Annotated in this window: 25 protein-coding genes; 10 read left to right on the forward strand and 15 right to left on the reverse strand. The window is 67.8% G+C overall.

What is annotated here, in order from left to right; all coding sequences use genetic code 11:
* Positions 1-177: 177 nt before the first annotated feature.
* Complete coding sequence (locus tag BFE01S_RS32430; RefSeq protein WP_028229079.1) at positions 178-804, reverse strand: LysE family translocator; 627 nt, start codon at positions 802-804, stop codon at positions 178-180.
* Positions 805-1,319: 515 nt separating this feature from the next.
* Here BFE01S_RS32430 and sap1 point away from each other — a divergent pair.
* The gene (gene sap1 / locus BFE01S_RS32435; protein WP_028229080.1) at positions 1,320-1,661 is read left to right on the forward strand and encodes a surface attachment protein Sap1; all 342 of its coding nucleotides are present in this window, start codon (positions 1,320-1,322) and stop codon (positions 1,659-1,661) included.
* 203 nt (positions 1,662-1,864) lie between these two features.
* Positions 1,865-2,419 carry a YaeQ family protein gene (locus tag BFE01S_RS32440; RefSeq protein WP_028229081.1) on the forward strand — a complete coding sequence of 185 codons (555 nt, stop codon included), beginning with the start codon at positions 1,865-1,867 and terminating at the stop codon, positions 2,417-2,419.
* Between the two features lie 42 nt (positions 2,420-2,461).
* Here BFE01S_RS32440 and BFE01S_RS32445 read toward each other — a convergent pair whose 3' ends face one another.
* Positions 2,462-2,890: a VOC family protein gene (locus BFE01S_RS32445; protein ID WP_028229082.1), complete on the reverse strand. Its 429-nt coding sequence runs from the start codon at positions 2,888-2,890 to the stop codon at positions 2,462-2,464.
* A gap of 537 nt (positions 2,891-3,427) precedes the next feature.
* Here BFE01S_RS32445 and ada point away from each other — a divergent pair.
* The 4 genes from ada to BFE01S_RS41090 all read left to right on the forward strand — a co-directional run bounded on the left by ada (position 3,428) and on the right by BFE01S_RS41090 (position 8,111).
* Positions 3,428-4,624 (forward strand): bifunctional DNA-binding transcriptional regulator/O6-methylguanine-DNA methyltransferase Ada, encoded by a 1,197-nt coding sequence (gene ada / locus BFE01S_RS41085; RefSeq protein WP_084170318.1) that lies wholly within the window; start codon positions 3,428-3,430, stop codon positions 4,622-4,624.
* A 40-nt stretch (positions 4,625-4,664) separates the two neighbouring features.
* On the forward strand, positions 4,665-5,645 hold the full coding sequence (locus BFE01S_RS32455) for a DNA-3-methyladenine glycosylase family protein (RefSeq protein ID WP_042339351.1): 981 nt from the start codon (positions 4,665-4,667) through the stop codon (positions 5,643-5,645).
* A 224-nt stretch (positions 5,646-5,869) separates the two neighbouring features.
* Complete coding sequence (gshA, locus tag BFE01S_RS32460) at positions 5,870-7,492, forward strand: glutamate--cysteine ligase (RefSeq protein ID WP_028229084.1); 1,623 nt, start codon at positions 5,870-5,872, stop codon at positions 7,490-7,492.
* A 154-nt stretch (positions 7,493-7,646) separates the two neighbouring features.
* Positions 7,647-8,111 carry a hypothetical protein gene (locus tag BFE01S_RS41090; RefSeq protein WP_042339354.1) on the forward strand — a complete coding sequence of 155 codons (465 nt, stop codon included), beginning with the start codon at positions 7,647-7,649 and terminating at the stop codon, positions 8,109-8,111.
* Between the two features lie 19 nt (positions 8,112-8,130).
* Here the strand turns inward: BFE01S_RS41090 and BFE01S_RS32470 are convergent, their stop codons facing one another.
* Both BFE01S_RS32470 and BFE01S_RS41095 read right to left on the reverse strand, forming a co-directional pair.
* Positions 8,131-9,690, reverse strand: a complete 1,560-nt coding sequence (locus BFE01S_RS32470) for a DHA2 family efflux MFS transporter permease subunit (RefSeq protein WP_028229085.1) — start codon at positions 9,688-9,690, stop codon at positions 8,131-8,133.
* Positions 9,691-9,786: 96 nt separating this feature from the next.
* A complete protein-coding gene (locus BFE01S_RS41095) occupies positions 9,787-10,311 on the reverse strand; it encodes a MarR family winged helix-turn-helix transcriptional regulator (protein WP_042339356.1) in 525 nt (174 codons plus the stop codon).
* A 244-nt stretch (positions 10,312-10,555) separates the two neighbouring features.
* Between BFE01S_RS41095 and BFE01S_RS41100 the strand changes: the two genes are divergently transcribed.
* Together BFE01S_RS41100 and BFE01S_RS32490 are read left to right on the forward strand one after the other, a co-directional pair.
* Positions 10,556-10,912 carry a hypothetical protein gene (locus tag BFE01S_RS41100; RefSeq protein ID WP_042339359.1) on the forward strand — a complete coding sequence of 119 codons (357 nt, stop codon included), beginning with the start codon at positions 10,556-10,558 and terminating at the stop codon, positions 10,910-10,912.
* 201 nt (positions 10,913-11,113) lie between these two features.
* A complete protein-coding gene (locus BFE01S_RS32490; protein ID WP_042339362.1) occupies positions 11,114-12,676 on the forward strand; it encodes an efflux transporter outer membrane subunit in 1,563 nt (520 codons plus the stop codon).
* A gap of 63 nt (positions 12,677-12,739) precedes the next feature.
* On the opposite strand, the gene BFE01S_RS32495 is transcribed toward BFE01S_RS32490, so the two are convergent.
* From BFE01S_RS32495 to gspG, 8 genes are all read right to left on the reverse strand, one after another.
* Positions 12,740-13,519 (reverse strand): type II secretion system protein N, encoded by a 780-nt coding sequence (locus BFE01S_RS32495; RefSeq protein ID WP_028229087.1) that lies wholly within the window; start codon positions 13,517-13,519, stop codon positions 12,740-12,742.
* Between the two features lie 116 nt (positions 13,520-13,635).
* The gene (gene gspM, locus BFE01S_RS32500) at positions 13,636-14,163 is read right to left on the reverse strand and encodes a type II secretion system protein GspM (RefSeq protein WP_169742695.1); all 528 of its coding nucleotides are present in this window, start codon (positions 14,161-14,163) and stop codon (positions 13,636-13,638) included.
* Positions 14,139-15,518, reverse strand: coding sequence for a type II secretion system protein GspL (gene gspL / locus BFE01S_RS32505; protein ID WP_028229089.1), 1,380 nt, complete (start codon positions 15,516-15,518; stop codon positions 14,139-14,141). Before gspL ends, gspM begins: the two co-directional genes overlap by 25 nt.
* A gap of 34 nt (positions 15,519-15,552) precedes the next feature.
* On the reverse strand, positions 15,553-16,683 hold the full coding sequence (gene gspK, locus BFE01S_RS32510; RefSeq protein WP_042339365.1) for a type II secretion system minor pseudopilin GspK: 1,131 nt from the start codon (positions 16,681-16,683) through the stop codon (positions 15,553-15,555).
* Positions 16,684-16,700: 17 nt separating this feature from the next.
* The gene (locus BFE01S_RS32515) at positions 16,701-17,375 is read right to left on the reverse strand and encodes a PulJ/GspJ family protein (protein WP_028229091.1); all 675 of its coding nucleotides are present in this window, start codon (positions 17,373-17,375) and stop codon (positions 16,701-16,703) included.
* Complete coding sequence (gspI, locus tag BFE01S_RS32520; protein WP_042339369.1) at positions 17,353-17,757, reverse strand: type II secretion system minor pseudopilin GspI; 405 nt, start codon at positions 17,755-17,757, stop codon at positions 17,353-17,355. Before gspI ends, BFE01S_RS32515 begins: the two co-directional genes overlap by 23 nt.
* Before the next feature lie 37 nt (positions 17,758-17,794).
* Positions 17,795-18,313 (reverse strand): GspH/FimT family pseudopilin, encoded by a 519-nt coding sequence (locus tag BFE01S_RS32525; protein ID WP_042339372.1) that lies wholly within the window; start codon positions 18,311-18,313, stop codon positions 17,795-17,797.
* A gap of 103 nt (positions 18,314-18,416) precedes the next feature.
* The gene (gene gspG / locus BFE01S_RS32530) at positions 18,417-18,881 is read right to left on the reverse strand and encodes a type II secretion system major pseudopilin GspG (protein ID WP_042339375.1); all 465 of its coding nucleotides are present in this window, start codon (positions 18,879-18,881) and stop codon (positions 18,417-18,419) included.
* 169 nt (positions 18,882-19,050) lie between these two features.
* Between gspG and BFE01S_RS32535 the strand changes: the two genes are divergently transcribed.
* Positions 19,051-19,464 carry a hypothetical protein gene (locus BFE01S_RS32535; protein WP_028229095.1) on the forward strand — a complete coding sequence of 138 codons (414 nt, stop codon included), beginning with the start codon at positions 19,051-19,053 and terminating at the stop codon, positions 19,462-19,464.
* 32 nt (positions 19,465-19,496) lie between these two features.
* Here the strand turns inward: BFE01S_RS32535 and gspF are convergent, their stop codons facing one another.
* Genes gspF through gspD form a run of 3 tightly spaced genes read right to left on the reverse strand, consistent with a single transcriptional unit; the run spans position 19,497 to position 24,634 of the window.
* Positions 19,497-20,714 (reverse strand): type II secretion system inner membrane protein GspF, encoded by a 1,218-nt coding sequence (gene gspF / locus BFE01S_RS32540; protein ID WP_028229096.1) that lies wholly within the window; start codon positions 20,712-20,714, stop codon positions 19,497-19,499.
* A gap of 27 nt (positions 20,715-20,741) precedes the next feature.
* Complete coding sequence (gene gspE / locus BFE01S_RS32545; RefSeq protein ID WP_028229097.1) at positions 20,742-22,259, reverse strand: type II secretion system ATPase GspE; 1,518 nt, start codon at positions 22,257-22,259, stop codon at positions 20,742-20,744.
* The gene (gspD, locus tag BFE01S_RS32550) at positions 22,256-24,634 is read right to left on the reverse strand and encodes a type II secretion system secretin GspD (protein ID WP_042339376.1); all 2,379 of its coding nucleotides are present in this window, start codon (positions 24,632-24,634) and stop codon (positions 22,256-22,258) included. Before gspD ends, gspE begins: the two co-directional genes overlap by 4 nt.
* 556 nt (positions 24,635-25,190) lie before the next feature.
* On the opposite strand from gspD, the gene BFE01S_RS32555 reads away from it, so the two are divergent.
* Positions 25,191-25,637 (forward strand): lytic transglycosylase domain-containing protein, encoded by a 447-nt coding sequence (locus BFE01S_RS32555; RefSeq protein WP_028229099.1) that lies wholly within the window; start codon positions 25,191-25,193, stop codon positions 25,635-25,637.
* The last annotated feature ends 30 nt before the right edge of the window (positions 25,638-25,667 follow it).

Below are 25,667 nucleotides of genomic sequence, written 5' to 3' on the forward strand. Positions count from 1 at the left end.
ATTACCTCCTGGATGTCAAGCGGTTGCGCTTCTATTGTAGTCGCCACGCGACAGTTTGCACTGTGGGCGAATACTTACTCATCGCGCGAACGGATGGCCTGCGCTCGCCATGGCATCAGCAGGATACGTGCCCGATACCTGCCCACCTGCGGCCGGCACGGGCGCGCAAAGCCGCACTCAGGCGGCGGCTTTCTTCCAGGCCGCCGCAAACAGCCCCGCGCCGATCAGGAGCGACCCGCCCGTGCGGTTGACGGTGCGCTGCACGCGCGGGTTGCGCACCGCCTTGCGGGCAGCGGCGGCGAGCAGCGCGTAGCCGCAGGCGTTGAGCGACGCCAGCACGAGGAAGGTCGCTTCGAAGATGACGATCTGCGGCAGCGTGGCGGCATGCGCGTCGATGAACTGCGGCACGAACGCCACGAAAAAGATGATGCTCTTGGGGTTCAGCGCCGTGACTGCGTAGGCGTGCGCAACAATGCGGCCGGGGCGCGTCTCGGACGTATCGGCGGCGTCGGCATCCATCACGGGCGCGCGCCAGAGCTTGATGCCGAGATAGATCAGGTAGGCCGCGCCGACCCATTTGAGCATCGAAAAGAGCGTCGCGGAGGCCGCGAGGATCACGCCGAGACCGAGCATGGAGGCGGTCATGGCCGTGAAGTCGCCCAGCGCGACGCCCGCCGTGGTTGCGAGCGCATAGCGGCGGCCGTGGCCGAGCGCGTACGAAACGACCAGCAGGACGGTGGGACCGGGAATGGCGACGAGGATGGCCGAAGCGATCGCAAACGGCAGCCAGTGGGCAAAAGTCATGGGAGTCTCCGGAAGGGAAGCCCGATTTATCCACGAAGTTTTGCGGCGCGCAAGGACCCCGCGATAGCCATTGGCGGGACGGGGCTTCCTGAGCGCCGAAGGGCTGGCATCGTTTTTATTCAGCAGCCGCAGGATTAATCGGTCGTTTTCTATCCGCACGATTACGAGTTTATGTGCGCCGCGCCATTTTCAATGGCAGATTGTATTAAAACGTTTAAATCGTCGTGCATTTTCCCGGCTTTAATCCGGCATGTTTTGACTGCGCCTTGTGCGATGGGGCTCGAGAGTGCGGAAAACGCTTCGGATTGCTCGACATCGGCGTGAAAACATCTTGTTTTTCAAGCACTTTTCTCCTCTGCGCGCGCCAGCCGAACACTGCGGCAATCGCCCGCTGTTGCGCCCGCACACGAGATGTTCTTGAAGTCCTTTACCGGTCTTCTACAGTGAAAATTGCGGGTTCTGCGTGAGAGTTAAATACATAGCTAACCTGAGACACGACCCGCAGGAGGCAGAACATGAAAATGCTATCCACAATGGCTGTCGCCGCCGCCGGCCTGATTTGCGCCGCATCCGCCCTCGCGCAGGACGTCGCCGTCAAACCCCAGCAAACGGTGCACTTCAAGCCGGGCTCGTACGGCTGCCTGTCGAAAGACAATCTCGATGCCGTTTCCCAGCACGAACAGGCCGGGGAGCATCAGCAAATGCAGGAGTATTTCTCCGGCTTCCAGTGCCTCTCGACACCGGACGATCAGTCGTTCCGCGTGATACGCGTGATCGGTCACGATGTTGAATTCGTGAATGCCGCGAATGCCGACGACCAGGGCCTCTGGACCAGCGACCGGTTCATCAGGCAGTAAAGCCGCCGTCACCGCCGCAAACACTGCCGGGCCAGTGTTTTTTCAGGGCTGCCAACGAACTACGCCCACGCGGCTGTCAAACCGCCGTCACGTTCCCGACCCACTATTGCCAAGGCGCGGCCTGGCTCGCGCCGTGTCGGCACGTCACTTGCTCGCCCAATCTTCGCTATCATGTGCGGCTTTTGCGCAGCCCGGGAATTGGCATGGCACTCAAATCGACCATCTACAAAGCGGAACTGCAGATCGCGGACATGGACCGGCACTACTACGCCGACCATGCGCTGACTGTCGCCTGCCATCCGTCCGAGACCGACGAGCGGATGATGGTTCGCCTCGCGGCGTTCGCACTATTCGCCCATGAGCGGCTCGAGTTCTGCAAGGGCCTGTCCGACGCCGACGAACCGGATCTCTGGCGCAAGGACTACACGGGCGCGATCGAAACGTGGATCGAAGTCGGCCAGCCCGACGAGCGGCGCATCGCCAAGGCGAGCGGACGGGCCGAAGAGGTGATCGTGATTGCCTATGCGGGCCGCACCTCGGACATCTGGTGGCAAGGCGTGCGCGGCAAGGTCGAACGGCTGCGCAACGTGACCGTGTGGTCGCTCGCGGAGGGCGTGGCCGAAGCGCTCGGCAAGCTCACCGAGCGCACCATGCGCCTGCAGTGCACGGTGCAGGACGGCGCGGCGTGGATCGGCAACGGCGCCGACGAGCCCGTGGCCATCGAATGGACCGTTCTCAAGGCGCCTGAAAAAGTCTGAGCGGGTCCGGGTGCGCCGCGCCGCCGGGCGAAAAACGAGACTTCAGCGCGAAACCGGCGGCCCCTTCAGTTCCACCATGTTCCCTTCCGGGTCGAACAGATACAGCGAAGGCCCGTACCCTTGCGCACCGTAGCGCTCCACCACCTCGCCGGGCCGGGCGCCGAACGGCGCCAGATGCGCCTTGAGCGCGGCACCATCGAACGGTTCCACGCGCAGACATAGGTGATCCATGTTGCGGCCGGCCGGCTCGCCCTTGCCCGATCCCGTTTTCGATCCCGACTCGCGGTCGAGCGGGCCGCCTATCGCCACCAGATCGATCAGCGAACGCCCTGCCCGCAGCTGCACGAGCCCCAGTTCGCGCTGCTCGCGCTCGACCGTGCAGCCCAGCGCGTCGCAGTAGAAGCGCGTGAGCGCCGCGGTGTCGGCGGCGCGAATGACGACATGATCGATTTCGCGAATCCGGAACTGCATGACGCCCCCTCCTTTCTCGCTGCGATAACGTGCATATGGCGGTAAAACACGGCCTCGATGCCATCGTACACAAGCTGCCGCCTGCCGCGCCGCGACCCGCACGGGCGGGAAAAGAAGCGGACAATTGGGCGGAGAAGCGGGCGCACAAGCGCGACGAGAATTTCGGGGGACAATAAGCGCCGCGCGAGGCATGCGAGGCGGCGGCGAGCGACGCAAAATCGCTGGACGAAAAAAAGCCCGCTACTGTGAGCGGGCTTAATCCATATCAGGAGGAGACATGGAGGAGACAGGAATCACTATACACAGCCGCCTGACGCGACGCAACAACTTTTTAAGGGAAAACCCGCAATGGTGCGATTTTGTCGCACCCGGGTTGGCATGCACCCGCGATGGGCATCGGGGCCGGATCACGACGAAAGGTACGCAATGAATAGTGGACGCGGTCGGCGCAATGACAGCGCAAGATCCGGCGCGCGGCAGCGCGGCCGCGTGGCTACAGTGGGAACCATCGAAACCGTTCCTTCCGGGAGCCACGCCATGACCGCCGCCGCGTCCGCACTCGCCGCCACGCCCTCTTCCACGACCGCCTTCGCCAGCGAAGCCGAACGCTGGGACGCCATCGCCACGCGCAATGCCGGCGCCGACGGCGCTTTCTTCTACGGCGTGCGCACGACCGGCGTGTTCTGCCGGCCGTCCTGCGCGTCGCGTTTGCCGCGCCGCGAGAACGTCGCGTTCTTCGACAATGCCGACGCCGCCCGCGCCGCCGGTTTTCGCGAATGCAAGCGCTGCCGCCCCGGCGGCCTGCCGCGCGAGCTGGAGATCGTGCGGCGCGCCTGCGCGGCGCTCGACGCCGACCCGCAGGCGCGCCTCACGCTCGCCGAACTGAGCGACGCGGTGCACCTGAGCCCATTCCATCTGCAGCGCCTCTTCAAGCGCGTGCTTGGCGTTTCGCCGCGCCAGTATCAGGCGGCCCGCCGTGGCGCGGCCCTGCGCGATGCGCTGACGCAAGGCGCAGGCGTCACGCGCGCAAGCGCCGATGCGGGCTTCGGCTCGTCCTCGCGGCTCTACGAAAGCGTGCCCGGCGAACTGGGCATGGCGCCGTCGGCGTATCGCCGCAAGGGCGCGGGCCTCACGATCCGCTATGCCAGCGCGCCGACGCCGCTTGGCTTTGTGCTCGTCGCGGCCACGGCCCGGGGCATCTGCCGGATCGCCTTCGGCGACGACGCGGCCACGCTCGCGGCGGCCCTGCACGACGACTTCGCGAACGCGGAACGCGTCGAAGATACGCAAGCGCTCGCCCCGTTCATCGCGCAGATCGACGCCTATCTGCACGGCCGCCGCGAACGCTTCGACCTGCCGCTCGACATCGCGCCCACCGCCTTCCAGCAGCGTGTCTGGGAAGCCCTCCAGCGGATCCCCTATGGCGAGACGCGCAGCTACACGCAGATCGCCGAAACGCTCGGCGCGCCGCGTGCGGTGCGGGCGGTGGCGAGCGCGTGTGCGTCCAACCCGGTGGCGCTCGCGATTCCCTGCCATCGCGTGATCCAGAAGGGAGGCTCCCTCGCCGGCTACCGCTGGGGCCTCGAACGCAAGGCCGCGCTGCTCGACGCCGAATCGAAGGCGCATGCCGCACAGGGCGGCACGTCGGCCACGGCGCCCGCAACGCCTGCGCCACACCGCGACCGGCACGACCGGCGCGATACGCACGCCGACACCCCGGAAACCGCGGCCTGAGCGCAGCCGGCAACCAGATCATTCACAGCCCAACCCGCCGATGCGCGTACAAACGAAAGCGCTGCCTGCGCCCGAAACCTCGCCTCACAGCGCCACGATCGAACTCCCGTTCCGCGCGCCCTACGACTGGCCACGCATGCTGCGCTTCTTCGCGGGCCGCGCGACCCCGGGCGTCGAGGCCGTCGAGGACGGGACCTGGCGCCGCGCCATCGAATACCGGGGCGAGGTCGGCACGCTCGCCGTGCGGCGCCACCCGCGGCGGCGCTGCCTCGTCGTGCAGGTGGAAGGCCCGGTGAGCACGCATGCCGCCGCGCTGGCCGCTCCGCTCGCCCGTATGTTCGACGTGGCGGCCAACCCTGCCGCCATCGGCGAGCACTTCGCTGCCGATCCGTGGCTCGCGCCGCTCCTTGCCGCCGTACCCGGCCTGCGCGTGCCGGGCGCGTGGTCGGGTTTCGAGCTCGTGGTGCGCGCGATCGTCGGGCAGCAGGTCAGCGTGAAGGCCGCCACGACGATCGTGGGGCGCCTCGTGCAACGCGTCGGCGAACCGATCGACGGACACCCGCACGCGAGCACGGCCTGGCGCTTCCCCACGCCCGCCGCCCTCGCCCGCGCCGATCTCGCCGGCATCGGCATGCCGGGCAAGCGCGTCGCGGCGCTGCAAGGTTTCGCCGAAGCCGTGGCGAGCGGCGCGGTCGCCATCGAGCGGCATCGCGACGAGGCAACCGGCTCGCCAACGCACGCCGGTCCCGCTCTGGACGAGATGCGCGCCGCCCTCCTCGCGCTGCCCGGCATCGGCCCCTGGACCGTCGAATACGTCGCCATGCGCGCATGGCGCGACGCGAACGCGTGGCCCGCCACCGACCTCGTGCTCATGCAGGCCATCGCGCAGCGCGACCCCGCCCTCGCGCGCGCCACCCAGCAACGCGCGCGCAGCGACGCCTGGCAGCCGTGGCGTGCCTATGCGGCCATGCATTTGTGGAACGAGATCGCGGATCGCGCGGGCGCCGCGCGCGGCGGTTAGTCGAACCGCAGTCTGACGAAACCGGCGGCAGGCCCCCCCGCGCAAGCCTTGTCAGTCCGTGCGAAAAGCCGTCCTGAAACGCGCCGATGACGGCCCGAAGACGGCCAAATCGGTCGCAAGCAGGTCTTCCGGCGAGATGTTAAAGTGCCCGCTAACGAAAATATTCACCCTGGCGCGCGCACGCAAACATGGCGCCGCCGGCCTCCTCCGCCCGACCAGCCTCAATGCCAGACACGACCTCTATCCGCACGAACGACGTCCTCGCGCAACGCCTTGCCGTGCTGAGCGCCGGGCCGTACCGCGACGCGCTCGCACACGGTCTGCGCGGCATCGAAAAGGAAAGCCTGCGGGTCACGCGCGACGGGCAGCTCGCGATGACGCCGCATCCGGCCGCATTGGGCTCGGCGCTCACGCACCCGTCGCTGACGACCGACTACTCGGAAGCGTTGATCGAGATCATCACGCCGGCCGAGCGCGATCCGTCCATCACGCTCGAGCGGCTCGACGAACTGCATCGCTACGTCTATGCGGTGCTCGCGCGCGACGGCGAAATCCTCTGGAACGAGTCGATGCCGGGCCTGCTGCCCGCCGCCGACGAAGGCATTCCCATTGCCGAATACGGCACCTCGAACATCGGGCGCCTCAAATACGTCTACCGTCTCGGCCTCGCGCTGCGCTACGGGCGCACGATGCAGTGCATCGCCGGCATCCACTACAACTATTCGCTCGACGAAACCGTGTGGCAGGTCCTGCACGCGCACGAGCGATCGCCGGCCACGTCGGTGGACTATCAGTCGGAGCGCTATCTCGCGCTGATCCGCAATTTCCGCCGCACGAGCTGGCTGCTGATGTACCTGTTCGGCGCCTCGCCCGCGCTCGACGCGCGCTTTCTGCGCGGCCGCCCGCACACGCTCGAAACCTTCGACAGCGAAACGCTCTACTTGCCTTACGCAACGAGCCTGCGCATGAGCGACCTCGGCTACTCGAACACCACGGGCCAGTCCGCGCTGCACGCCGACTACAACACCCTCTCCGGCTATCTCGCGGCGCTCACCGAAGCGGTGAGCGAGCCGTATCCGCCATACGAGGCGATCGGCACGCACCGCAACGGCGAGTGGGTGCAGATCAACACGAACGTGCTGCAGATCGAGAACGAGTTCTACTCGACGATCCGCCCCAAGCGCGTCACGTATCCAGGCGAGCGTCCGCTTTCCGCGCTCGCCGCGCGCGGCGTGCAGTACGTCGAAGTGCGCTGCATGGACATCGATCCGTTCGAGCCCACCGGCATCGCGCTGCCGACCGCGCGTTTTCTCGACGCCTATCTGCTGGCGTGCGCGCTCGAAGACAGCCCGCTTCTGCCGGTGGCCGCCGGCGCCGAAGCCAACGCCAACTTCGCTCTCGTCACGAAGGAAGGCCGCCGCCCGGGGCTCACGCTCAAGCGCGACGGCAAGGACGTGCCGATGCAGGACTGGGCCGCCGATCTCCTCGCGAAGATCGACCACACCGCTGCCGCACTCGACGCGGTGCACGGCGGCGACGAGCATCGTCGCGCCGTGGCGGCGCAGCGCGCGAAGCTCGCCGATGCGTCGCTCACGCCGTCGGCGCGCGTGCTGCAAACCCTGCGCGACGACCAGCAGACCTTCCTGCAATTCGCGCTCGCGCAGAGCGAGCGTCATGCCGCGCACTTCCTCTCGCGCCCGCTGGATGCGGAATTGACCGCGCATTTCGACACGCTGGCGCGCGAATCGCTCGACGAACAGGCGCGGCTCGAACACCAGGAAGTCGGTTCGTTCGACGCCTTCGTCGCCGCCTATCGCGCGTACACGCTCAACCGCTTCAGCGTTTGACCCAGCGCAGCCGGGCACCGGAATTGCGCGAAACGAAAAGCCCGCCCGCGCGGTCCAATACTCCAATACTTATCGACAATGATCGCTGCGCGCCGGCGCATGGAATGCGCTGGGTGCGTCCGGTGCGCGGCGCCCACAGGGAGGACTACCCATAATGAAACGAACCCTGCTGATCCTGCTTTGCGCGACGGCAGCGGCCTGCTCCACGCGCGGCCAGGTGAATCCGGACGTCATGCAGATCGCCACGGCGCCGCTCACGTGCTCGAACAAGGCGCAGTGCGACGTGTGGTGGCAGCGCTCGCAGGACTGGGTGCGCAGCCATTCGAAGTACGAAGTGCAGACGGCCACCGATACGCTGATCCAGACCTCGGGCCCGGGCGGCGGCAAGCGGCTGCTGGCCTACGAGATCACCAAAACCGCCAACAGCGACGGCACGGCCACGATCGGTTTCGCGGCGCACTGCGACAGTTCGCTCGGCTGCAAGCCGAACCCGTGGGAGGCCGGCGCGGCCTTCAAGCAATACGTGCGCACCGGTGTCGATACGCCGCTGTCCGGCGCCGCTGCCGACGAAGCGGCGGCGCCCGCCGCCAGCGGTGCGCAGCCGGCCACTTCGCCCTGAGGCAGCACCCGCGGGCCCGTCAATGCCCCATTGACGGCCCCGCGACCTTGCTGGGTTTCGTCACCCACACGAGCACCGAAAGCACGAGAAACACCACGCACGAGAGGCGGAAAAAGTCGTTGGTCGCCATCATGTAGCCCTGCTGCGTGACGACCTCGTTCAGTTGCGCAGTCACGGCCTGGCCGGCCAAACCGATGCTCGACAGCGTGTCGCTATACGCATTGGTGTTCTGCGAATACTGGCTCACCGACTCCGAAAGCACCGCGTGGTGGTAGATCGCATCGTCCTCCCAGAACGTCGTGCTCACCGCCGTCCCGATGGCGCCCGAAAGCGTGCGCAGAAAATTCGAGAGCCCCGAGGCGCTGGCGAGCCGTTCGTCTGAGACGCTCGAAAGCGTGATGGTCGTCATCGGCACGAAGAAGCACGCAACGCCGATGCCCTGCACGAGACGCGGCAGGATCACTTGATTGAAGGGCACGTCGAGCGTGAAGGTCGAATTCCAGATCGAGACGAACGCAAAAATAAGGAATGCGAAACTTGCGACCATGCGCAGATCGAGCCGGTGCATGTTGCGTCCGATCAGCGGCGAAAGTACGAGCGCGAGCAGTCCCACCGGCGCCGTCGCAAGGCCCGCAATGCCGGCCGTGTAGCCCATCACCGTTTGCAGCCACAGCGGAAAGATCACCACCGAGCCGAAGAACGCCATGAAGCCGAACGAGATGATCAGCGCGCCCAGTGCGAAGTTGCGGTCGCGGAACAGCGAGAGATCGACGACCGGTTCTTTTTCCGTCGCCTCCCACACGAGCATGAACGCAATCGACACCGCCGCGACGATCGCGAGCGTGACGATGAACTTCGAATTGAACCAATCGCGATCCTTGCCCAGGTCGAGCATCATCTGCAGGCACGATACGCCGATCACCAGCAGCGCGAGACCCACCGCGTCGATGCGCTGCTTCGTGATCTTCGTTTCGCGGCCGCGCAGCAGCACGAACGCACAGGCGCCGGAGAAGAGGCCAATCGGCACGTTGATATAGAAGATCCACGGCCAGGTGTAGTTGTCGGTGATCCAGCCGCCCATCACGGGGCCGAAAATCGGCGCGACGATCACCGTCATCGCCCAAAGGCCGAGCGCGAGCCCGCGCTTTTCCAGCGGATACGAGCGAATCAGGATGGTTTGCGAGAGCGGCACCATCGGCCCGGACACGAGGCCCTGCAAAAGGCGGCACGCGATCAGCGTTTCGAAGTTCGCCGCGAAGCCGCACGCCGCCGAGGCGATCGTGAACAGCACCACCGAAAGCGTGAAGAGCCGCACTTCGCCCACGCGCCGTGCAAGCCAGCCGGTGAGCGGCACCGCGATCGCGGAAGCCACCGAGTACGACGAGATCACCCAGGTGCCTTCGCTGTTGGCCACGCCCAGGTTGCCGGAGATGGTTGGCACAGCAACGTTCGCGATCGAGGTGTCGAGCACCTCCATGAACGTGCCGAGCGCGAGGCCAACGGTGAGTAGCGCGAGCGTGCCGCCGGAGAGCGGCAGGGGCTCGGCGGCGCCGGGAGGCGCCGTGGTGGAGGCGTTCATCGGTCGTCAATCCTTGTTCTTCGATCAATGCCCCGGCATTTTCTGCCCAGACAGTTATTACGATGCAAGAAGGGCGCGCGTTGTGCCCGCCTCCCGCTACGCTTTGTGTTCCTCTTGAACAACCAGTGGCTGTGCCGCGCAGCCGCTTTCGCCGGGGCACAGGGCGTCCGTGTCCGGGTCGTTGGCAATGAAACGCTGCAGCAGCGAGACGAGCGTGACGACTTCGTCGGCGGAAAATCCGCGCAACTGGTCGCTCAGGACCTGCGAGATCAGTTCGGGCAGTTGCTGCGCCGCGTCGCGGCCCAGCGGCGTCAGGGCCAGTTCCACGACGCGCCGGTCCGCGAGGCTGCGCTGGCGTTCGAGAAAACCCTTTTTCTCCAGCCGGTCGAGCATGCGCGTCATCGAGCCGGTGTCATAGGAGAGCACCCGCGACATTTCGTTGGGCGTGCGCGCCCGCTCGAACCACAGCAGCAGGATCACGCCGATCTGCGAAGACGTAAGCCCGAGCGGCGCCACGGCCCGGTCCATCCGCGTGGTCAGCACGTTGCGGGCCGTCGAAAGGAAGTAGCCGAGGCTCGACTCGACACCGATCCGGACGGGAACGAAGGAGGCTTCACTCATGGCGCGAGACAGGTTGGGGAAAACAGGGCGGCTGGCCGGCTTGAAGCACCGGAAAACCGGATTCGCTGAATTTTAGCTGCCTAAGCAGACAAGTCAATGGCGAGCATAGGCGTCATCGCCTGGACAAAAAACAACAGCAAGATTGCTGCGTTGCAAATCAGTTTGTCAGTTGGTTGCTTAGTCAATATTATGTCAGTCAACCAGTTTATTTCCTGCAAGCCCCGATCCCGCTTTCGACCGCGCTATGCTGTACCTGAAAAACGCCCTCGGCGGCCTTGGCCGCTCCATGACCGACACGGCCCGGCTCGCCCTCGCGCAAGCCGGCGCGGCGGGCTGGCGCAAGCTCGCAGTCTATGCGGCGATGTTCGTGCTGCCTGGCGGCTCCCTGGCCGTTTTGCTGGTCATGGGCGTGCAGCGCCTGCGGGCGAGGCGGGCGAAGGGCACTCGCGGCACCTCTGCCATCCCTACCGCCGCGGTGTGCTCCGGACGCCGGGCCGCCTGCCGTGCGGCTTACGCGGCCTGCGCGGGCTACACGCCGCGCACGCGCGCCGGCGCCTACGCGCTGGACGCACTGCGCCGCTGGCGCCGTAACGATGCGTAACCTGCGCGTCGCCTGACGTAACACACCGCAACCCATCCTTGCATTACCCTTGCACGTCCCGCGCAGCGCGCGGCGCGTGCGCTACCATTGCCGCGACACGCAACCCGCCTTGCGCTCCCGCGCGCCACGCCGCGCAGCCGGTTCCGAAGCCCATCGCAGTCGGCCTCGCTTCGTGACGGCTGCATCGACAGGATTGCTTGCATGCCTCGCTTCATCGTCCGTTCGTTTCGTCCGGTCTATTCCCTTCGCGTGACGGCGCTCGCCTGCGCGGCGGCCGCGCTGGCGCCTGGCCTCGGCGGCTGTGCCGTCGGCCCGAATTACCAGCGGCCCGCAACGGCTGCGATGCCCGCTTCGTTCAAGGAGGCGCCCGAAGGCTGGAAGGTCGCGCAGCCGTCCGACGAAGCCGATCGCGGCGACTGGTGGACGATCTACCACGACACGCAGCTCAACGCGCTCGAAGAGCAGCTCGACACGCAGAACCAGACCATCGCCCAATACGCCGCCGCGTACCGTCAGGCGCGCGCCCTGGTGGGCGAGGCGCGGGCGGCATATTTCCCGGTCGTCAGCGCGTCGGCAGGCGCCACGCGCTCGCGCACGCCCACGCGCGTGAGCAACGCGAGCGGCAGCTTCCCGAGCGGCACGATCAACAACAACTTCAACCTCGGCCTCGACGCGACCTGGGAACCCGACCTGTGGGGCAAGGTGAGCCGCACCGTGGGCGCGCAGGAGGCGAGCCAGCAGGGCGCCGCCGCCGATCTCGCCAATGCGCGTCTCTCGGCCCAGGCCACGCTCGCGCAGACGTACTTCACGCTGCGCTCGCTCGACGCCCAGCAAAAGCTGCTCGACGACACCGTGCGCGCCTACCGGAAGACCCTGGAGCTCACGCAGAACCAGTACGCGCAGGGCGTGGCGGGCCGCGCCGATGTGGTTCAGGCGCAGGTCCAGCTTCAGTCGGCGCAAGCTTCGGCCATCGACAACGGGGTAGCGCGCGCCCAGAACGAGCATGCGATCGCCGTGCTGGTCGGGCAGCCGGCCTCCACGTTCTCGATCCCGCCTTCGCCGCTCGACGCCACGCCGCCCACGGTGCCGCTCTCGATGCCCTCGGCGCTGCTCGAGCGGCGTCCCGACATCGCCTCGGCGGAGCGCAAGGCCGCGGCCGCGAACGAGCAGATCGGCGTGGCGATTTCGGCGTACTTCCCGTCGCTCACCATTTCGGCCACGGGCGGCTTCGAGAGCTCGGTGCTCTCGCAGCTCCTGCAGATGCCCTCGCGCTTCTGGACGCTCGGGCCGTCGCTCGCGGGCACGCTCTTCGACGGCGGCCTGCGCAGCGCCCAGACGGAAGCGGCCCGCGCCGCCTACGACCAGCAGGTCGCCACCTACCGCGGCACCGTGCTGGCCGCGTTCCAGGACGTGGAGGACAACCTCGCGTCGCAGCGCATCCTCGCCGAGGAAGTGGGCGTGCAGCAGCAGGCGGTGGAGTCGGCGCAGCACGCGCTCGACATCGTCGTCAACGAGTACAAGGTCGGCACGACCGATTACCAGAACGTGCTCTCCGCCCAGACCACGGCGTTCCAGGCGCAGCAGAAGCTCGCGAACCTGGCGGGCGAGCGCATGGTGTCGTCAGTGGGGCTCGTGAAGGCGCTGGGCGGCGGATGGAGCGTCGCGCAGATGGACCGCGAAACCGGCGACGTGAACGCGCCCGCACCGGTTCCGGCCTCCGGCGCGCAAGGGCAGAGCGGGGCGCGCAGCGGCGCCCCGGCTTAGGGCGCCGGGTTCGGCCGCAGCGGGAGGACCGCGCGGCGCCTGGTAAAAGCGCTAGTGGACGAACTAGTGAACGAACGTCAGCGCAACCGTGCCCGGGCCGGTGGGCCGGCCCAGCAGGTTCAGGAGACCCGCGAGGTTGTCGCTCTGCTCGGGCGTGGCGCTCGCGGTGCCTTCGAACGACATCGAGGCGCGCGAGAACGTGCCATGTCCGTTCAGGAGCAGCGGTCCTTTCTGCGTGGTGAGATCGAGCGTCGACGAGGCGCCTTGCGCCTGCACCACCACTTCATACGATCCGAGCGGCTTCACGAGCGAGACGCGCGAGCTCATGTCGGTCAGCGAGACGGTGAGGCGGCCGAACGCGTCCGTGCCGAACGTGCGCCACGGGCTCCACGCGAGCCGCACGTTGCCGTCGAAGTCGAGCGTGTTGAACGGCGCGCCGAGCCCCGCCAGCAGCGAGGCCGGCACCGCAATCGCGCCGGCCGTCACGGTCGCGCTTTTGAGCGTCGCTTCGACCTGAACCGGGTCGGGCATCGCCTCGGTCTGGCGCATCTGCATGCTGACGCGGCCGAGAAAGAGTGGCCAGAACGCCGTCTGCCATTCGATGCGCCCCGGCAGCAGGGTCGCACCGGTGGCGTCCTGGCCGGCAGCGAGCATCAGCGTGGCGGAGCCGTGCCAGAGCGAGCCGGCGGGATCGACGAGATTCACGTGCCCCTGGGTCGCGCGCGCGAACTGCGGTGCGATCCACGCGGCGGGCAGGCGGGTGAGCAGCACCGTGCCGCTCGATATCGCGCCCACCAGAAGCCACGGCAACACGGCGCGCGCGCGCCGCATCCAGTACGTCATGCAAAGGTCTCCTGTCGACCGGAGTGAAAGCGTTAGCGCTTGCTGCGATCCCGTGCAGCGCTGTCTCGCGCGCAGTGCAGCTTCGCCGGCGCGTTGTTATCCGCCGCTAACTGCTGCTAACGTGCGTTCGCCGGTTGCAGCGAGGCGGTCAGATCGACCTGGCCATCGGTCTTGAGCGCCGTCATCTGCGCTTCGACCACCTGCACCTTGAACTGCTTGCGCACGTCGTCGAGCCAGCCCGTGAAGGCCGGGAACGACGCATTCTTCATCTGCACCTGCACGGTCGTGCCGATCAGTTGCACCTGCGCGCCCTGCATGCCGTGATCGGCAAGCGAGGAGGTCAAGGCGTCCTTCAATGCCTGGCCTTCCGGCGCGACGCTCGCCGCCGCGCCCGCGAGCGCGCGCGCTTCGTCGGCTTGCGCCGTCATCTGCGCGAGTTCGCGCCTGAGGCCCGGCAGGCGCTCGCGCAACTGGGCGCGGCCGTCCGCTGCCGGCGCCCACAGCACCGACCAGCCGATCGCCACCACCAGCAGCGCGCCGCCCCAGGTCAGCAGCGTCTTCTCGCGCACCGAACGCGCGTCCCAGAATTCGGCCCAGGCGCCGCTCAAAGCCGTTGTATTCACGATGCGCTCCTGATGATCCAGTTCCCGCCATTGCCGCTGCTGTTGTCCACGGCGCCCGCGAGGCCGTTACGCGCAAGCCGCTCCGCGAGGCCCGCATCGACGTTGACGCCCGGCTTGAAGGTCACGTCGAGCCGCCGGTCGTGATAGTGGAGGGCGGCGATGGCGTTCGGCGGCACGGGGCCGAGCGAGCGCGCGAGGCCGTCCGCGAGCGCGAGGAAGTCGCCGGGCGAAGGCTCGCCGGCCGCGAGGCGCAGTTGCTGCAACTGGCGCGTCATCTGCCCCGCGGGATCGAGCACCACCGTCGTTTTCGGAAACGCATTGAGCAGCAGTTCGGTCATCTGCGCTTCCATCGCATCGCGCTGACGCGCAAGCATGAGCCACTGCAGATTCGCGCCGACGATCGCCACCACGATCGACGCCGCGACGAGCACGATCGCCGGGCGCAGGCGGCGCAGCGTGGCGCGGTCGAGCCGCCACGGCTGCGCGGCGAACTCGAACTGGCAGAGATCGAAGCGGCAGGCGAGCGCACGCCGCGCGAGCGTTTCGAACGTGAGCGGTTGCGCGCCCGGCAGTTGCGCCATCCACGCGTTCTGTGTCCGCGCCGCGCCGGCCGGTTCGCCCGGTAAGGCGGTGAGCGCGTAGAGCGTCACCGGCGCGTCGCCGGCGAGCGCCGCGATGGTGGCAGCCGCGCTTGCGGCAGGCACCGCAAAACCTTGCGCCGCCGCGCCGCGCACGATGACGAGTTCGAGCGCCGCGCCCGGCGCCGAAAGCGCCAGGTCGGGCGCGCCGCCCGCGAGCAGCGTGGGCGCGGTCGAGATGACCGGGCCGAACACGCAGGCAATCACGGGTTCGGCGGCCACGCCAGGCGCGGACCCGGCGGATTCGGGCGACGCAGCGGACGGCTCCGCCTTCTCCTGAGCCGGCGCAGCCGCCTCCGGCTGCGGCAGACAGCGCGCAACCGGCACCGCACGCAGGTTGCGATGCCCCGCGGCCGCAAAGCCTTCGACCAGAAAGCGGAACCAGCCGCGATCGATCGCCGCCACGACATGCCGGCCGTCGGCGAGCGTCTGCGGGTCGAGCGCGAGGTGGCAGGTCTGCGGGTCCTGGATCAGTTGATCCTCGACCACGTTCGGCAGGGCCTGGCGCAGCCGCGGCCCCTTGAGCGGCGGCACGCTCGCCTGCACGCTCAGCAGGTCGCGCGCGGCGACGAGCAGGACCGTGGCGGACGCGCGCGGCAAGAGGCCCAGCGCCGCGCGGCCCGCGCGCTGCGTGTGGCCCGCCTTGTCGAGCAGCAGGAACGGCAGTTCCGGCAACTGCCATTCCTGCGAGTGGACCGCCGGATCTCGCGGCGGCATCAGGACGATCAGCGTGCTCAAAGGCACCTCGTTTCGATGTTGGACTGAATCGGTTTCATGGGTCGTCGCTTACGCGCACCACACGCGTCGTATGGGTGAGCGTGTCGCGCCAGACGAGCGTCGTGCGGTCCACCTCGGCGCGCTCGTGCTGGACACGCCCGTGGACCAGAAAATAACTCGTGTTGACGTCGCACAGCGTCGTGTCGATGGCGGCCTGCGGCACGCCCGAGCCCTGCAAGGCGAGCTGCACGTCGCCCAGGTTGCGGAAGAACACGCTCTGGCGCCGCGCCACGAAGGTCTGCGCGCTCGAGAGGCTCATCCCCGGCACGATCGCCGCGACCACCTCCGCGCTCGCCGTGTTCATGTTCACGGGCGTGGTGGTGGGCAGGATCGTCACGAAGGGCCGCAGCCGCGCGAGCGCCTCGGGCGTGAAGCCCGGCACGTCGAGCAGCGCATCGACGTTCGTCATCACGAGCGGGGCGACGCCGCTGTTGTTGTCGGCGTCGTCGAGGCCCGGATTGTTCGTGAAGGTCGAGCCGCCCGCCGCACCGCCCTCGGGCGGCTGCGCGGTCGCGGCGGTGCCGGGCGCAGTCCCCGTCCGGAAGCGCGTGGCCGAATACGAAAGGCCCGCACGCAGATAAACCGCCGTGTTCTTCGCGAGCGAGGTGTCGAGCCCGAGCAGTTGCAGCAGGCGCGCAAAGGCCGCGACTTGCGTGACGTTCAGCTGGAGCGCACCCGGCGCCGGGCTCGACACCAGATTGCGCAGATTGAAGCGCGCCTCGGCGTCTTCGATGGAGCCCGAAAGGTAGGTGGCCGCGCCCTGTTCGGCGCGCACGTCGCCGATCTGGCCGAGAAAGTCGGACAGGCGCGTGCGCGCGACCGGCACGCCCCAGGCGCCGCCGAGATAGGTGACGGTGGGCGACGTATCGGCTTGCGAGCGCAGCACGAGGCGGGTCCAGTCGAGCGTGCCGCGCGCGATCCACTGCGCCTGCGCGATGAGCCGCTGGTTTTCGATGCGGCGCAACTGCACCTGCTGGCGCCACAGGATGCCCGAAACGAGGATCGCGGAAAGCGCCACCACGAGCAGGGCCGTGATGATGGCCGCGCCGCGCCGCCCCGCGCGCGGCCGGGGGCGCGGTCGCAACGGGAGTCGCGGTCGCGACGGGCGAGGGGCAGGGGGCGCCATGCGTGAAGTCGGCACGTTCACTCCCCCACCAGGAAGACGCGCGTGACGGGCCACTGCAACGAAGTGGCGCCCACGCGCACTTCGAGCCCCGTCACCGAGCGCGGCAGCGGTGCATTGCCGAGCTGCGGCACCTTGAGATTATTCACGTTGGCCGTGAGCTGCGCACGCACGTCCTGCATGCTGGAGGTCCAGCCGACCTTCGGCACGTAGAGCCGCGCGCTGATCGAGCCCACGCCGCCCATCATCGGCAGCGCGTTCCAGTTGCCGCTCTCGCCGCCGCGCAGCGCGCGCCGCAGCTCGCCCAGATTGGCGATGGGCGGCGAGGCATAGCGCACCACGCGCCCTTCGGTCACACGGTAGCGCACCACCTGGAGGCGCGGCGCCGCGCCCGGCGGCACCGCGAAGGCCCGCACGATCTGCAGCACGCCGCCTTCGAGGGAAATCGCGGAGGCGCCCGCTTCGTCGTCGGAGGCGGCCTGGCGGCAGTCGATGCGCATCTGGTCGAACATCTGCGCGAACACGCGCTCGTCGGCCATCGAACGCGTGATCGTGTCGCGGCCGCGCATGATCTGGTCGAGCCCGCGCCACGACAGGATCGCCACCACGGCCAGGATCGCGATGGCCACGAGCAGTTCGATCAGCGTGAAGCCGCGCACGCCGCGCGCACGGTCACAGCGAGCGGTTCGTCTCATTGGCGAGCACCGTGACGAGTTGCGCGAGATTGCCGGCGCGGCCGGGTGTCGTCACCGACACCTCCACGCGGCGAAACACAGGATTGGGCGTGGCGCTCACGGTCTCGAGGCAGGTGAGCCGCAGATTGGCCTGCGAGCAGTCGAACTGCTGCTCGCCGAGGTCGGGCCAACGGTGCGCGAGATGCAGTTGCGCGAGCGCGTTGTCGGCGCTCCAGCCCGCCAGCAGCCGGTCATGCAGATCGGCCTCGCTCGCGGCGAGGCTGCCCACGGCGCGCAGCGACGCCGCAAGCGCAATGGCGACGATCGCGAGCGCCACCAGCACTTCGATCATCGTGAAGCCGCGCGCTGCGGCCGGACGGACCGGGCGGGCCGCGTGCACCATTCGGACCGCACCGTGCGAGCGTCGGAAGGCGCGCATCTCAGCGCACCTCGAAGCGGCCGCTGCCGGTGCCGACGATCGTCGCGCGCCCGACTGCGGAATACAGCGTCACCTGGACCGGCACGTCCACGGCCTCGGTACCGAAGACGAGGCGATTGGCATGCGTGTCGTCGTCGCCGCCCGGGTAGTCGATCGAGACGCCGGTCACGCCGCCTTCCCAGCCGCGCGGGCCGAGCAGGTCGTCGCGCAGCGGGCGCCAGCCGTCCCCGGTTCGCACATCGAAGCGAAAGCCGCCCGACACAGGCTGCCACGCAATGGGCCGGGCGCGCACCTGCGCCTCGTCGTCCGCGGTTTCGAACAGCAGCGCGAGACGCTGGGCCTCTTCGTTGAGATCGGTGCGCGGATTGCGCGAGAGCGAAAGCGACGCCAGCGAAATCAGGAGTCCTGCGATCAGCAGCACCACCAGCATTTCGAGCAGCGTGAAGCCGCGCGCACGCGCGCGCACGGCGCCGGTGGGCGTCGCGCGGGGCGGGAAACGTTGCGGGAGAGTCTGGCGCATGATGCGTGGCTTGCGGCAACCGGGGCGGCGGCGATCCTGGAAAGCAGGGCGGGCAAGCGGAACCTCGCAGGGTTCCCCGGCGTGCCCGCCATGCCAGGCCGCGCTACTGCCAGGACCCGATATCGGCGTCGTTGCCTTCGCCTCCGGGTTTGCCATCGGCACCGTAGCTGAACACGTCGATCTCGCCGTGCACGCCCGGATTCAGGTACTGGTACGGATTGCCCCAGGGATCGTTCGGCAGGCGTTCGAGATAGCCGCCGTCCTTCCAGTTGTTCGGCACCGGGTCGGTGGTCGGCTTCTGGACAAGCGCCTGCAGACCCTGGTCCTGGGTCGGATAGCGGCCGTTGTCGAGCCGGTAGAGCTTGAGCGCCTGCATCATCGTGCCGATGTCCTGGCGCGCGGCGACACGCCGCGCCTCGTCGGGACGGCTCATGATCTTCGGCACGATCAGCGCGGCGAGAATGCCGAGAATCGCGATCACGACCATGATTTCGATGAGGGTAAAGCCGCCGCGGCGGCGGGCGCGCAGCCCCTCGATTTCAGCACGACGTTTGGCCCACATGGACATGGCTTGCTTCCCTCCTGGCAATTGAACGTCGCGGCGCCCATCCCGGCGCCGCATTCCACCCTACGTGCAGTCAGTCACGTGGCGGGTCATTGTAATGTCACGCGGTGACGGCTTTCGGGCATACCCGCACGCCGTCGAAAAATTCACAATACTCCGTACAATGGAGCACATGAACGCCCTGCAAATCCGACTCCTCTCCCTCGCCGCATTCGCGGTGTTCTGCGCCACGGCAACCGGGTGGGGGCTCACGCTCGCCACCAGCCGCGCCACGCCCACCGAAGCCGCCGCGGCGCATGCGCCGGTCTCGCTCGACCAGGCCGCCGCGCTCTTCGGCGGCCGGCTCGATCGCAACCCGGTGCAGGACATCCACCTCTCCGGCATCCTCGCGCTCCAGCAAGGCGCGGCGGCCATCGTGAGCGTCGGCGGCGATCCGGCGAGAGCCATTTCGCTCGGCGGCCCCATCGGCCAGGACGCCCGGCTCGCCGAAGTGCGCCCCCGCTCGATCGTCATCGACCGCCACGGCGTGCACTCCGAAATCTTCCTGCCCGCCAACGCGCCCGGGCCCACCATCTACGTGCGCTAACCTGGCCGCCCGCGCCTCGTCCGCCGGCGACGCTACTGGACGAGGTTGTTCAACTCGATGATCGGCAGCATCACCGCCAGCACGATCACGAGCACCACGCCGCCCATCGCGAGAATCAGGAGCGGCTCCAGCAGGCTCGTGAGGAACATCGTGCGGCGCTCCAGCTCGCGCGACTCGCCTTCGGCGGCGCGGTCGAGCATGGTCGTCACGTCGCCGGTCGCCTCGCCCGAGCGGATCAGGTGCACGAGCACCGGCGGAAACGTCTTCGTATTGCCGAGCGCCCGGGACAGCGACGTGCCTTCGCGCACGCGCACGATCGCCTCATCCACGTTCGTGCGCATCGCACGGTTCGAGAGCGTTTCGCCCGCGGCCTGCAAGGCGCGCAGGATCGGCACGCCGGCCGCGGAAAGAATGCCGAGCGTGCTCGCAAAGCGCACCGTGTTGTAGCCGCGCACGAGCTTGCCCGCGAGCGGCGCCGTGAGCATCCAGCGATCGAACGAAAGCCGCGGCCCGGGCTGGCGCAGGATCGCGCGCACGATCCACGCCACGATCGCCACGGCGATCAGCACGGCCCACCACCAATGCCGCACGAAGCCGGAGAGCGCCATCATCATGATGGTGAGAAACGGCAGCTCCTGCTTCGTGCTCGCGAACACGTTGACCACCTGCGGCACCACGTAGCTCAGCAGGAACGTGACGATGCCGAACGCGATGATCGTGACGACGGTCGGGTAGGTGAACGCGAGTACGATCTTCTGCTTGAGCGCGTTGCGCTGTTCGATGTAGTCGGCGAGGCGCGAGAGCACGATGCCGAGCTTGCCCGTGTGTTCGCCCGCCGCCACGAGCGCGCGGTAGATGTCGGGGAAGTCGCGCGGGTGCTGTTCGAGCGCATTGGCAAGCGAGTGGCCGCCCAGCACCTCGGCGCGGATCGCCGCCATCAGTTCGCGGATGTAGTCGCGCTCGGCCTGCTCGGTGAGCACCGCGAGCGCTTCGCCAAGCGGCAGCCCCGCCACCAGCAGGCTTGCGAGCTGGCGCGTGAGGATGGCCTGCTCGCGTTGCGACAGGCGCCGGCCGAGCGCGAGGCGCTGCTGGCGCGCGCCGCGCGTGCGGCTCGCCGCCGGCTCGACCACGAGCGGCGTGAGCCCCTGGCCGCGCAGCTGCGTGCGGGCGCTGCGCGCGCTGTCGGCTTCGAGAACGCCTTTCTGGGCCTTGCCCGCGGCGTCGATCGCTTCGAAACGGAATGCCGGCATCTTGCTTGAGCCTCTCTCTTCGATGCCTTATGCGCCGCCGGTCACGCGCAGCACTTCTTCGAGCGACGTCGTGCCCGCGTCGAGCCAGCGTTCGCCGTCCTCGCGCAGCGTGCGCATGCCCTGCGCGCGGCCGGCCGCGAAGATCTCCGCATCGGCTGCATTGCGGTGGATGAGCGCGCGAATCGGTTCGTCGATCAGCAGCAGTTCGTACACGCCGCGCCGCCCCGAGTAGCCCGAATGGCCGCAACGCTCGCACCCCACCGGATGCCAGCGCATGCGGCCGTCGTCCTCGGCGCGCGCTTCCTTGCAGACGGGGCAGAGCTGCCGCACGAGCCGCTGCGCGAGCACGCCGAGCAGCGACGAAGCGAGCAGGTACGGCTCGACGCCCATGTCGGTGAGACGCGTCACGGCCGAGGCCGCGTCGTTGGTGTGCAGCGTGGCGAGCACGAGGTGGCCCGTGAGCGAGGCCTGCACGGCGATCTGCGCGGTTTCGAGGTCGCGGATTTCGCCGATCATGATGATGTCCGGATCCTGACGCAGGATCGAGCGCAGCGCGCGCGCGAACGTCATGCCGATGCGCTCGTTCACCTGGGTCTGGCCGATGCCCGAGAGGTCGTACTCGATCGGGTCTTCGACCGTCATGATGTTGGTCGTGGCCGTTTCCAGCCGCGACATCGACGCATAGAGCGTGGTCGTCTTGCCCGAGCCCGTGGGCCCCGTGACGAGCACGATGCCGTGAGGCTTCGCGATCAACTGGTCGAACCTGGCGAGCGTGTCGGCGGCCATGCCGAGCGCTTCCAGATTCAGGCGCTGCGCGTCCTTTTCCAGCAGACGCAGCACGGCGCGTTCGCCGTGGCCCGTAGGCAGCGTCGAAACGCGCACGTCCACGGGCCGCCCGCCCACGCGCAGCGTGATGCGGCCATCCTGCGGCAGCCGTTTTTCGGCGATGTCGAGCTGCGCCATGATCTTGATCCGCGAGATCAGCGCGCCGTGCAGCGCCTTTTTCGGGCGCACCACGTCGCGCAGCGTGCCGTCCACGCGAAAGCGCACGACCGAAGCGTTCTCGAACGGCTCGATGTGGATATCGGAGGCCTGCTCGCGCGCGGCCTGCGTGAGGAGCGCGTTGATCATGCGGATGATCGGCGCGTCGTCTTCGGATTCCAGCAGGTCTTCCACTTCGGGAATGTCCTGCATGAGCCGCGACAGATCCACTTCGCCTTCCACTTCGCCCACCACCTGGGCCGCGCTGCCGTCGTGGCGCGCGTAGGCCTGGTTGATCGCGAGCGCGAGCTCGTCGGCGGCAATGCGCACGAAACGCACGGCGCCGAAATTGCGCGCGACTTCGGCGATGGCCGCACTGCTCGTGCGCTCGCTGATCCACACTTCGAGCCCGTCCGCCTGCTGGTGCGCCACGAGGATCTGCCCGCTCTTCGCAAAGCCATAGGGCACGAGACGCGCCGCGAGCGGCGAGGGCGCCTCGCGCACGGCGTGCGGCGCCCCCGCCGTCGCCGGCAACGCGCTGCCAGGCGTTTGCGGCGTATTCACTGTTGCGCTCCCGGCGAAGTCAGCAAAGGTTGCGCGGGCAACGTCTGCACCGGCACGGCCGGCTGCGCGGGCTGCGTCTGCACGGCGCCTGCGGGTGTGTTCGGCACGGCATAGGTGTTCACGCCGGGCGCCGTTCCTGCTGGTCCCGCACTACCGGCGCCCGTGCTGCTGGGCGCGGCGGGCGCGAGCGAGCGCACCGCCTGTTCGCGCCGCATCTTGTCGAGATCGAAGAGGTTCAGCGCGGAACCGCCTTCGGCCGGGCCCACCGGCATCGGCGGCACCACCGGATCGTCCTTGTCCCTGATCAGGTTGTTATCCGACTGGTAAGCCCCCGTCACGCCCTGGATGTAGTCGTAGCGGTTCGACGTCACGGCCTGCGCCGTGTTGCGGTCGCTGATGATCACCGGACGCAGGAACACCATCAGGTTGGTCTTCGAGCGCGTCTTGTTTTCGGAGCGGAACAGCTGGCCGATCCAGGGAATGTCGCCGAGCAGCGGCACCTTGCTGTTGCTGACCTGGTAGTTGTCCTGCATCAGCCCGCCGAGCACGATGATTTCGCCGTTGTCGGCCAGCACGGTGGACTGGATCGAACGCTTCGTGAAGTCCGGGCCGGCCGGATTGGTCGAGACGTTGGTCGTGCCGTTCACGATCGCCGAATCTTCCGTGTAGAGCTGAAGCTTCAGGATGCCGCCGTCGGTGATCTGCGGCTTGATGTGCAGCGTGAGGCCAACGTCGACGCGGTCGTACGTGTTGAACGCCGTGCCCGTCGTGCCGCTCGTGAGATTCGAGTAGGAGCCGGTCTGGATCGGCACGTTGGTGCCGACGACGATCTTCGCATCCTGGTTGTCGAGCGTGATGAGGTTAGGCGTGGAGAGCACGTTGGCGTCGGCCGAGCCGGCAAACGCCTGCAACAGGGCGCCGAGTCCCTGCACGCCGAAAATGTTGTGCACCCAGCCGACGTTCAGGCCCTGCTGCAAGCTCGGGTTCGCGGTGGCGAGCGCGCCCGCGAGGCCGCCGGTCGCCGCCGCCGCGGTCAGGTTGACGATGTTGTTCCCGGTGCCGGTGGCGAGGTTGGTCCCGGCAAGCACCGAGCCCGTTCCGATCTGCCACTGGATACCCAGATTGGCGCTCGTATTCGAATTCAGTTCGACGATCAGCGCTTCGATATAGACCTGCGCGCGCCGCACGTCGAGCTGGTCGATCACGGCGCGCAGATTGCGGTACACCGGGTCCGGCGCCGTGATGATGAGCGAATTGGTGGGCGCGTCGGCCTGGATCATGCCGCCGCCCGAATTGTCGTCGCTCTTGTTCTTGTCGCTGCTGAAATCGCCGTCGTTGCTGCCCGAGGACGTGCCGCCGCCCGAAAGCGGATTGCTCGACGAAGACGAATTGCTGCCGAGCGAGTTGGGCAGGGGCGGCGTGCCGGACATGCCGGTGGAGGTGCTGCTGCCGCCGCCGCTGCCGTTCTGGTTGAACGAATTCGCGTTGCTGCCGGACGACGACGAATCGTTGCCGCCTTTGCCCATCATGCCGCGCAGCGTCTTGGCGAGCTCCGTGGCGTCGGCGTTGCGCAGCCGCACGACGTGGATATTGCCCGGCATGCTGGTGGGCGCGTCGAGCTGCTTCGCCAGCTGGGCCGCGGCCGCGAGACGCTGGGCGTTCGAGGCGCGCAGCATCAGCGAGTTGGTGCGCGGGTCGGCCACCACCGAAACCTTCAGCGAGGGGTCCGAGGCGCCGATTGCGCCCGGATCGAGCATCTTCGAGATCTGCGGTGCGATGTCGAGCGCATTGGCGTTATGCAGCGGCACGACCTGCACCTGCTGGCCCGCGGCCGTGTCCACGCCCGCGATGATCGCGGCGAGCCGGCGCACGTTGTCGGCGTAGTCGGTCACGACGAGCGTGTTGTTCGCCGGGTAGGCCGCAATCGTATTGTTCGGCGAGATGAGCGGACGCAGCACGGGCAGCAGGTTATTGGCCGACTCGTTCTTCAGCACGAACACCTGCGTGACCACCTGGTCGCCGCGCGCGGTGGGCGCATTGCCGACATAAGTGGGCACGCCCTGGAGCTTGGCGTCGGCCTCGGGCACGACCTTCAGCACGCCGTGATCCTGCACGAGCGCAAAGCCCTGCATGCGCAGCGCCGATTGCAACGTCTTGAGCGCCTGGTCCTCGGGAACGGGGTTCTCCGAAACGAGGTTGAGCTGCCCCTTCACGCGCGGGTCGACGATGATGGTTTTGCCGGTCGCGGCGCCAATCGCCCGCGCCACCTGGTCGATGTCGGCATTGACGAAATTGAGCGTCACCTGGGCGTGCGCGAGCTGCGCCGAGATGAGTCCGCTCACGAGCAGCGCCGTGGCGACGCGACGCAAAGCCATACGATTTCTTCTCATGGATGTCATATCGAAGCCGGCGGCGGACACCCCCGGCCATTCGTGCGTGTTTGTGCGTATTCGTGCGTGATGAACGAACGGCTGGCGCTGCCGGCCGCTCCGGTTGCCGCTGGCTGCCGCCTCTTTTGTCCCCTCGGCATCCCGATGATCTGCAAAAAAACGCAACAGTAGCAGCTTTTCGTGTCGAAAATGTCACAAGAAAAGAACGTCTGTGGTTTTCTTCTAGAGCTCTTGCATAATCCAAAGCCGTTTGTAAGGTGCGCCTGGACGGGTTCGACACGGTCCCGCGCGCCCTGGCGTTCCCGCAGACCCGGCAAGCCTCGTCCGGATGGGCATCACGGCTTGACGCGTCATAAGCGGCCGGTATGATACGGGCGATCCTCGGGTACGCGAAACCGGTGCAGGCCGGCCGCGCCTGTGGGTCACACACCCTGGGTCATACCCCATGGGTGACGTCTCGCGAGTCATGCCGTATCAGGAGTTTCCCTGGCTCTGTGGCGTTCTTGCCCGCTATGCTTCCGTACGTTTTTGCCCGTTGCCTATGAAGAAGGTCTGGTCCCGTTTGCTTGCCGCTGCCGCCACGCTCGCGCTGGCCAGCGTCAGCACGCTCGCGCGCGCCGACTGCTTCGACGAAGCCGCCCGCTATCAGCAGGTCAATCCGCTGATCCTGCGCGCGATCGCCTGGCAGGAATCGCACAACCACCCGGACGCAGTGCACAGGAATGCTAACGGTTCGACCGATTACGGCGTCATGCAGATCAATTCCGTGCACCTCGCCACGCTCGCGCAGTACGGCATCTCGCAGAACACGCTGATGGAGCCGTGCAAGAACGTTTATATTGCCGCATGGCATCTGCGCCAGCAGATGAACAAGTACGGCAACACCTGGGCCGCGGTGGGCGCCTACCATTCCGCCACCCCTGCGCTGCGCGACCGCTACGCGCAGCAGATCGCCGATATCCTTCGGCAGTGGAATTTCCTCAAGTAAGCCGCCCGGCGCCTCGCGGCCTCTTAGCGG

The sequence above is a fragment of the Paraburkholderia ferrariae NBRC 106233 genome (assembly GCF_000685035.1).
Taxonomy (GTDB): Bacteria; Pseudomonadota; Gammaproteobacteria; order Burkholderiales; family Burkholderiaceae; genus Paraburkholderia; species Paraburkholderia ferrariae.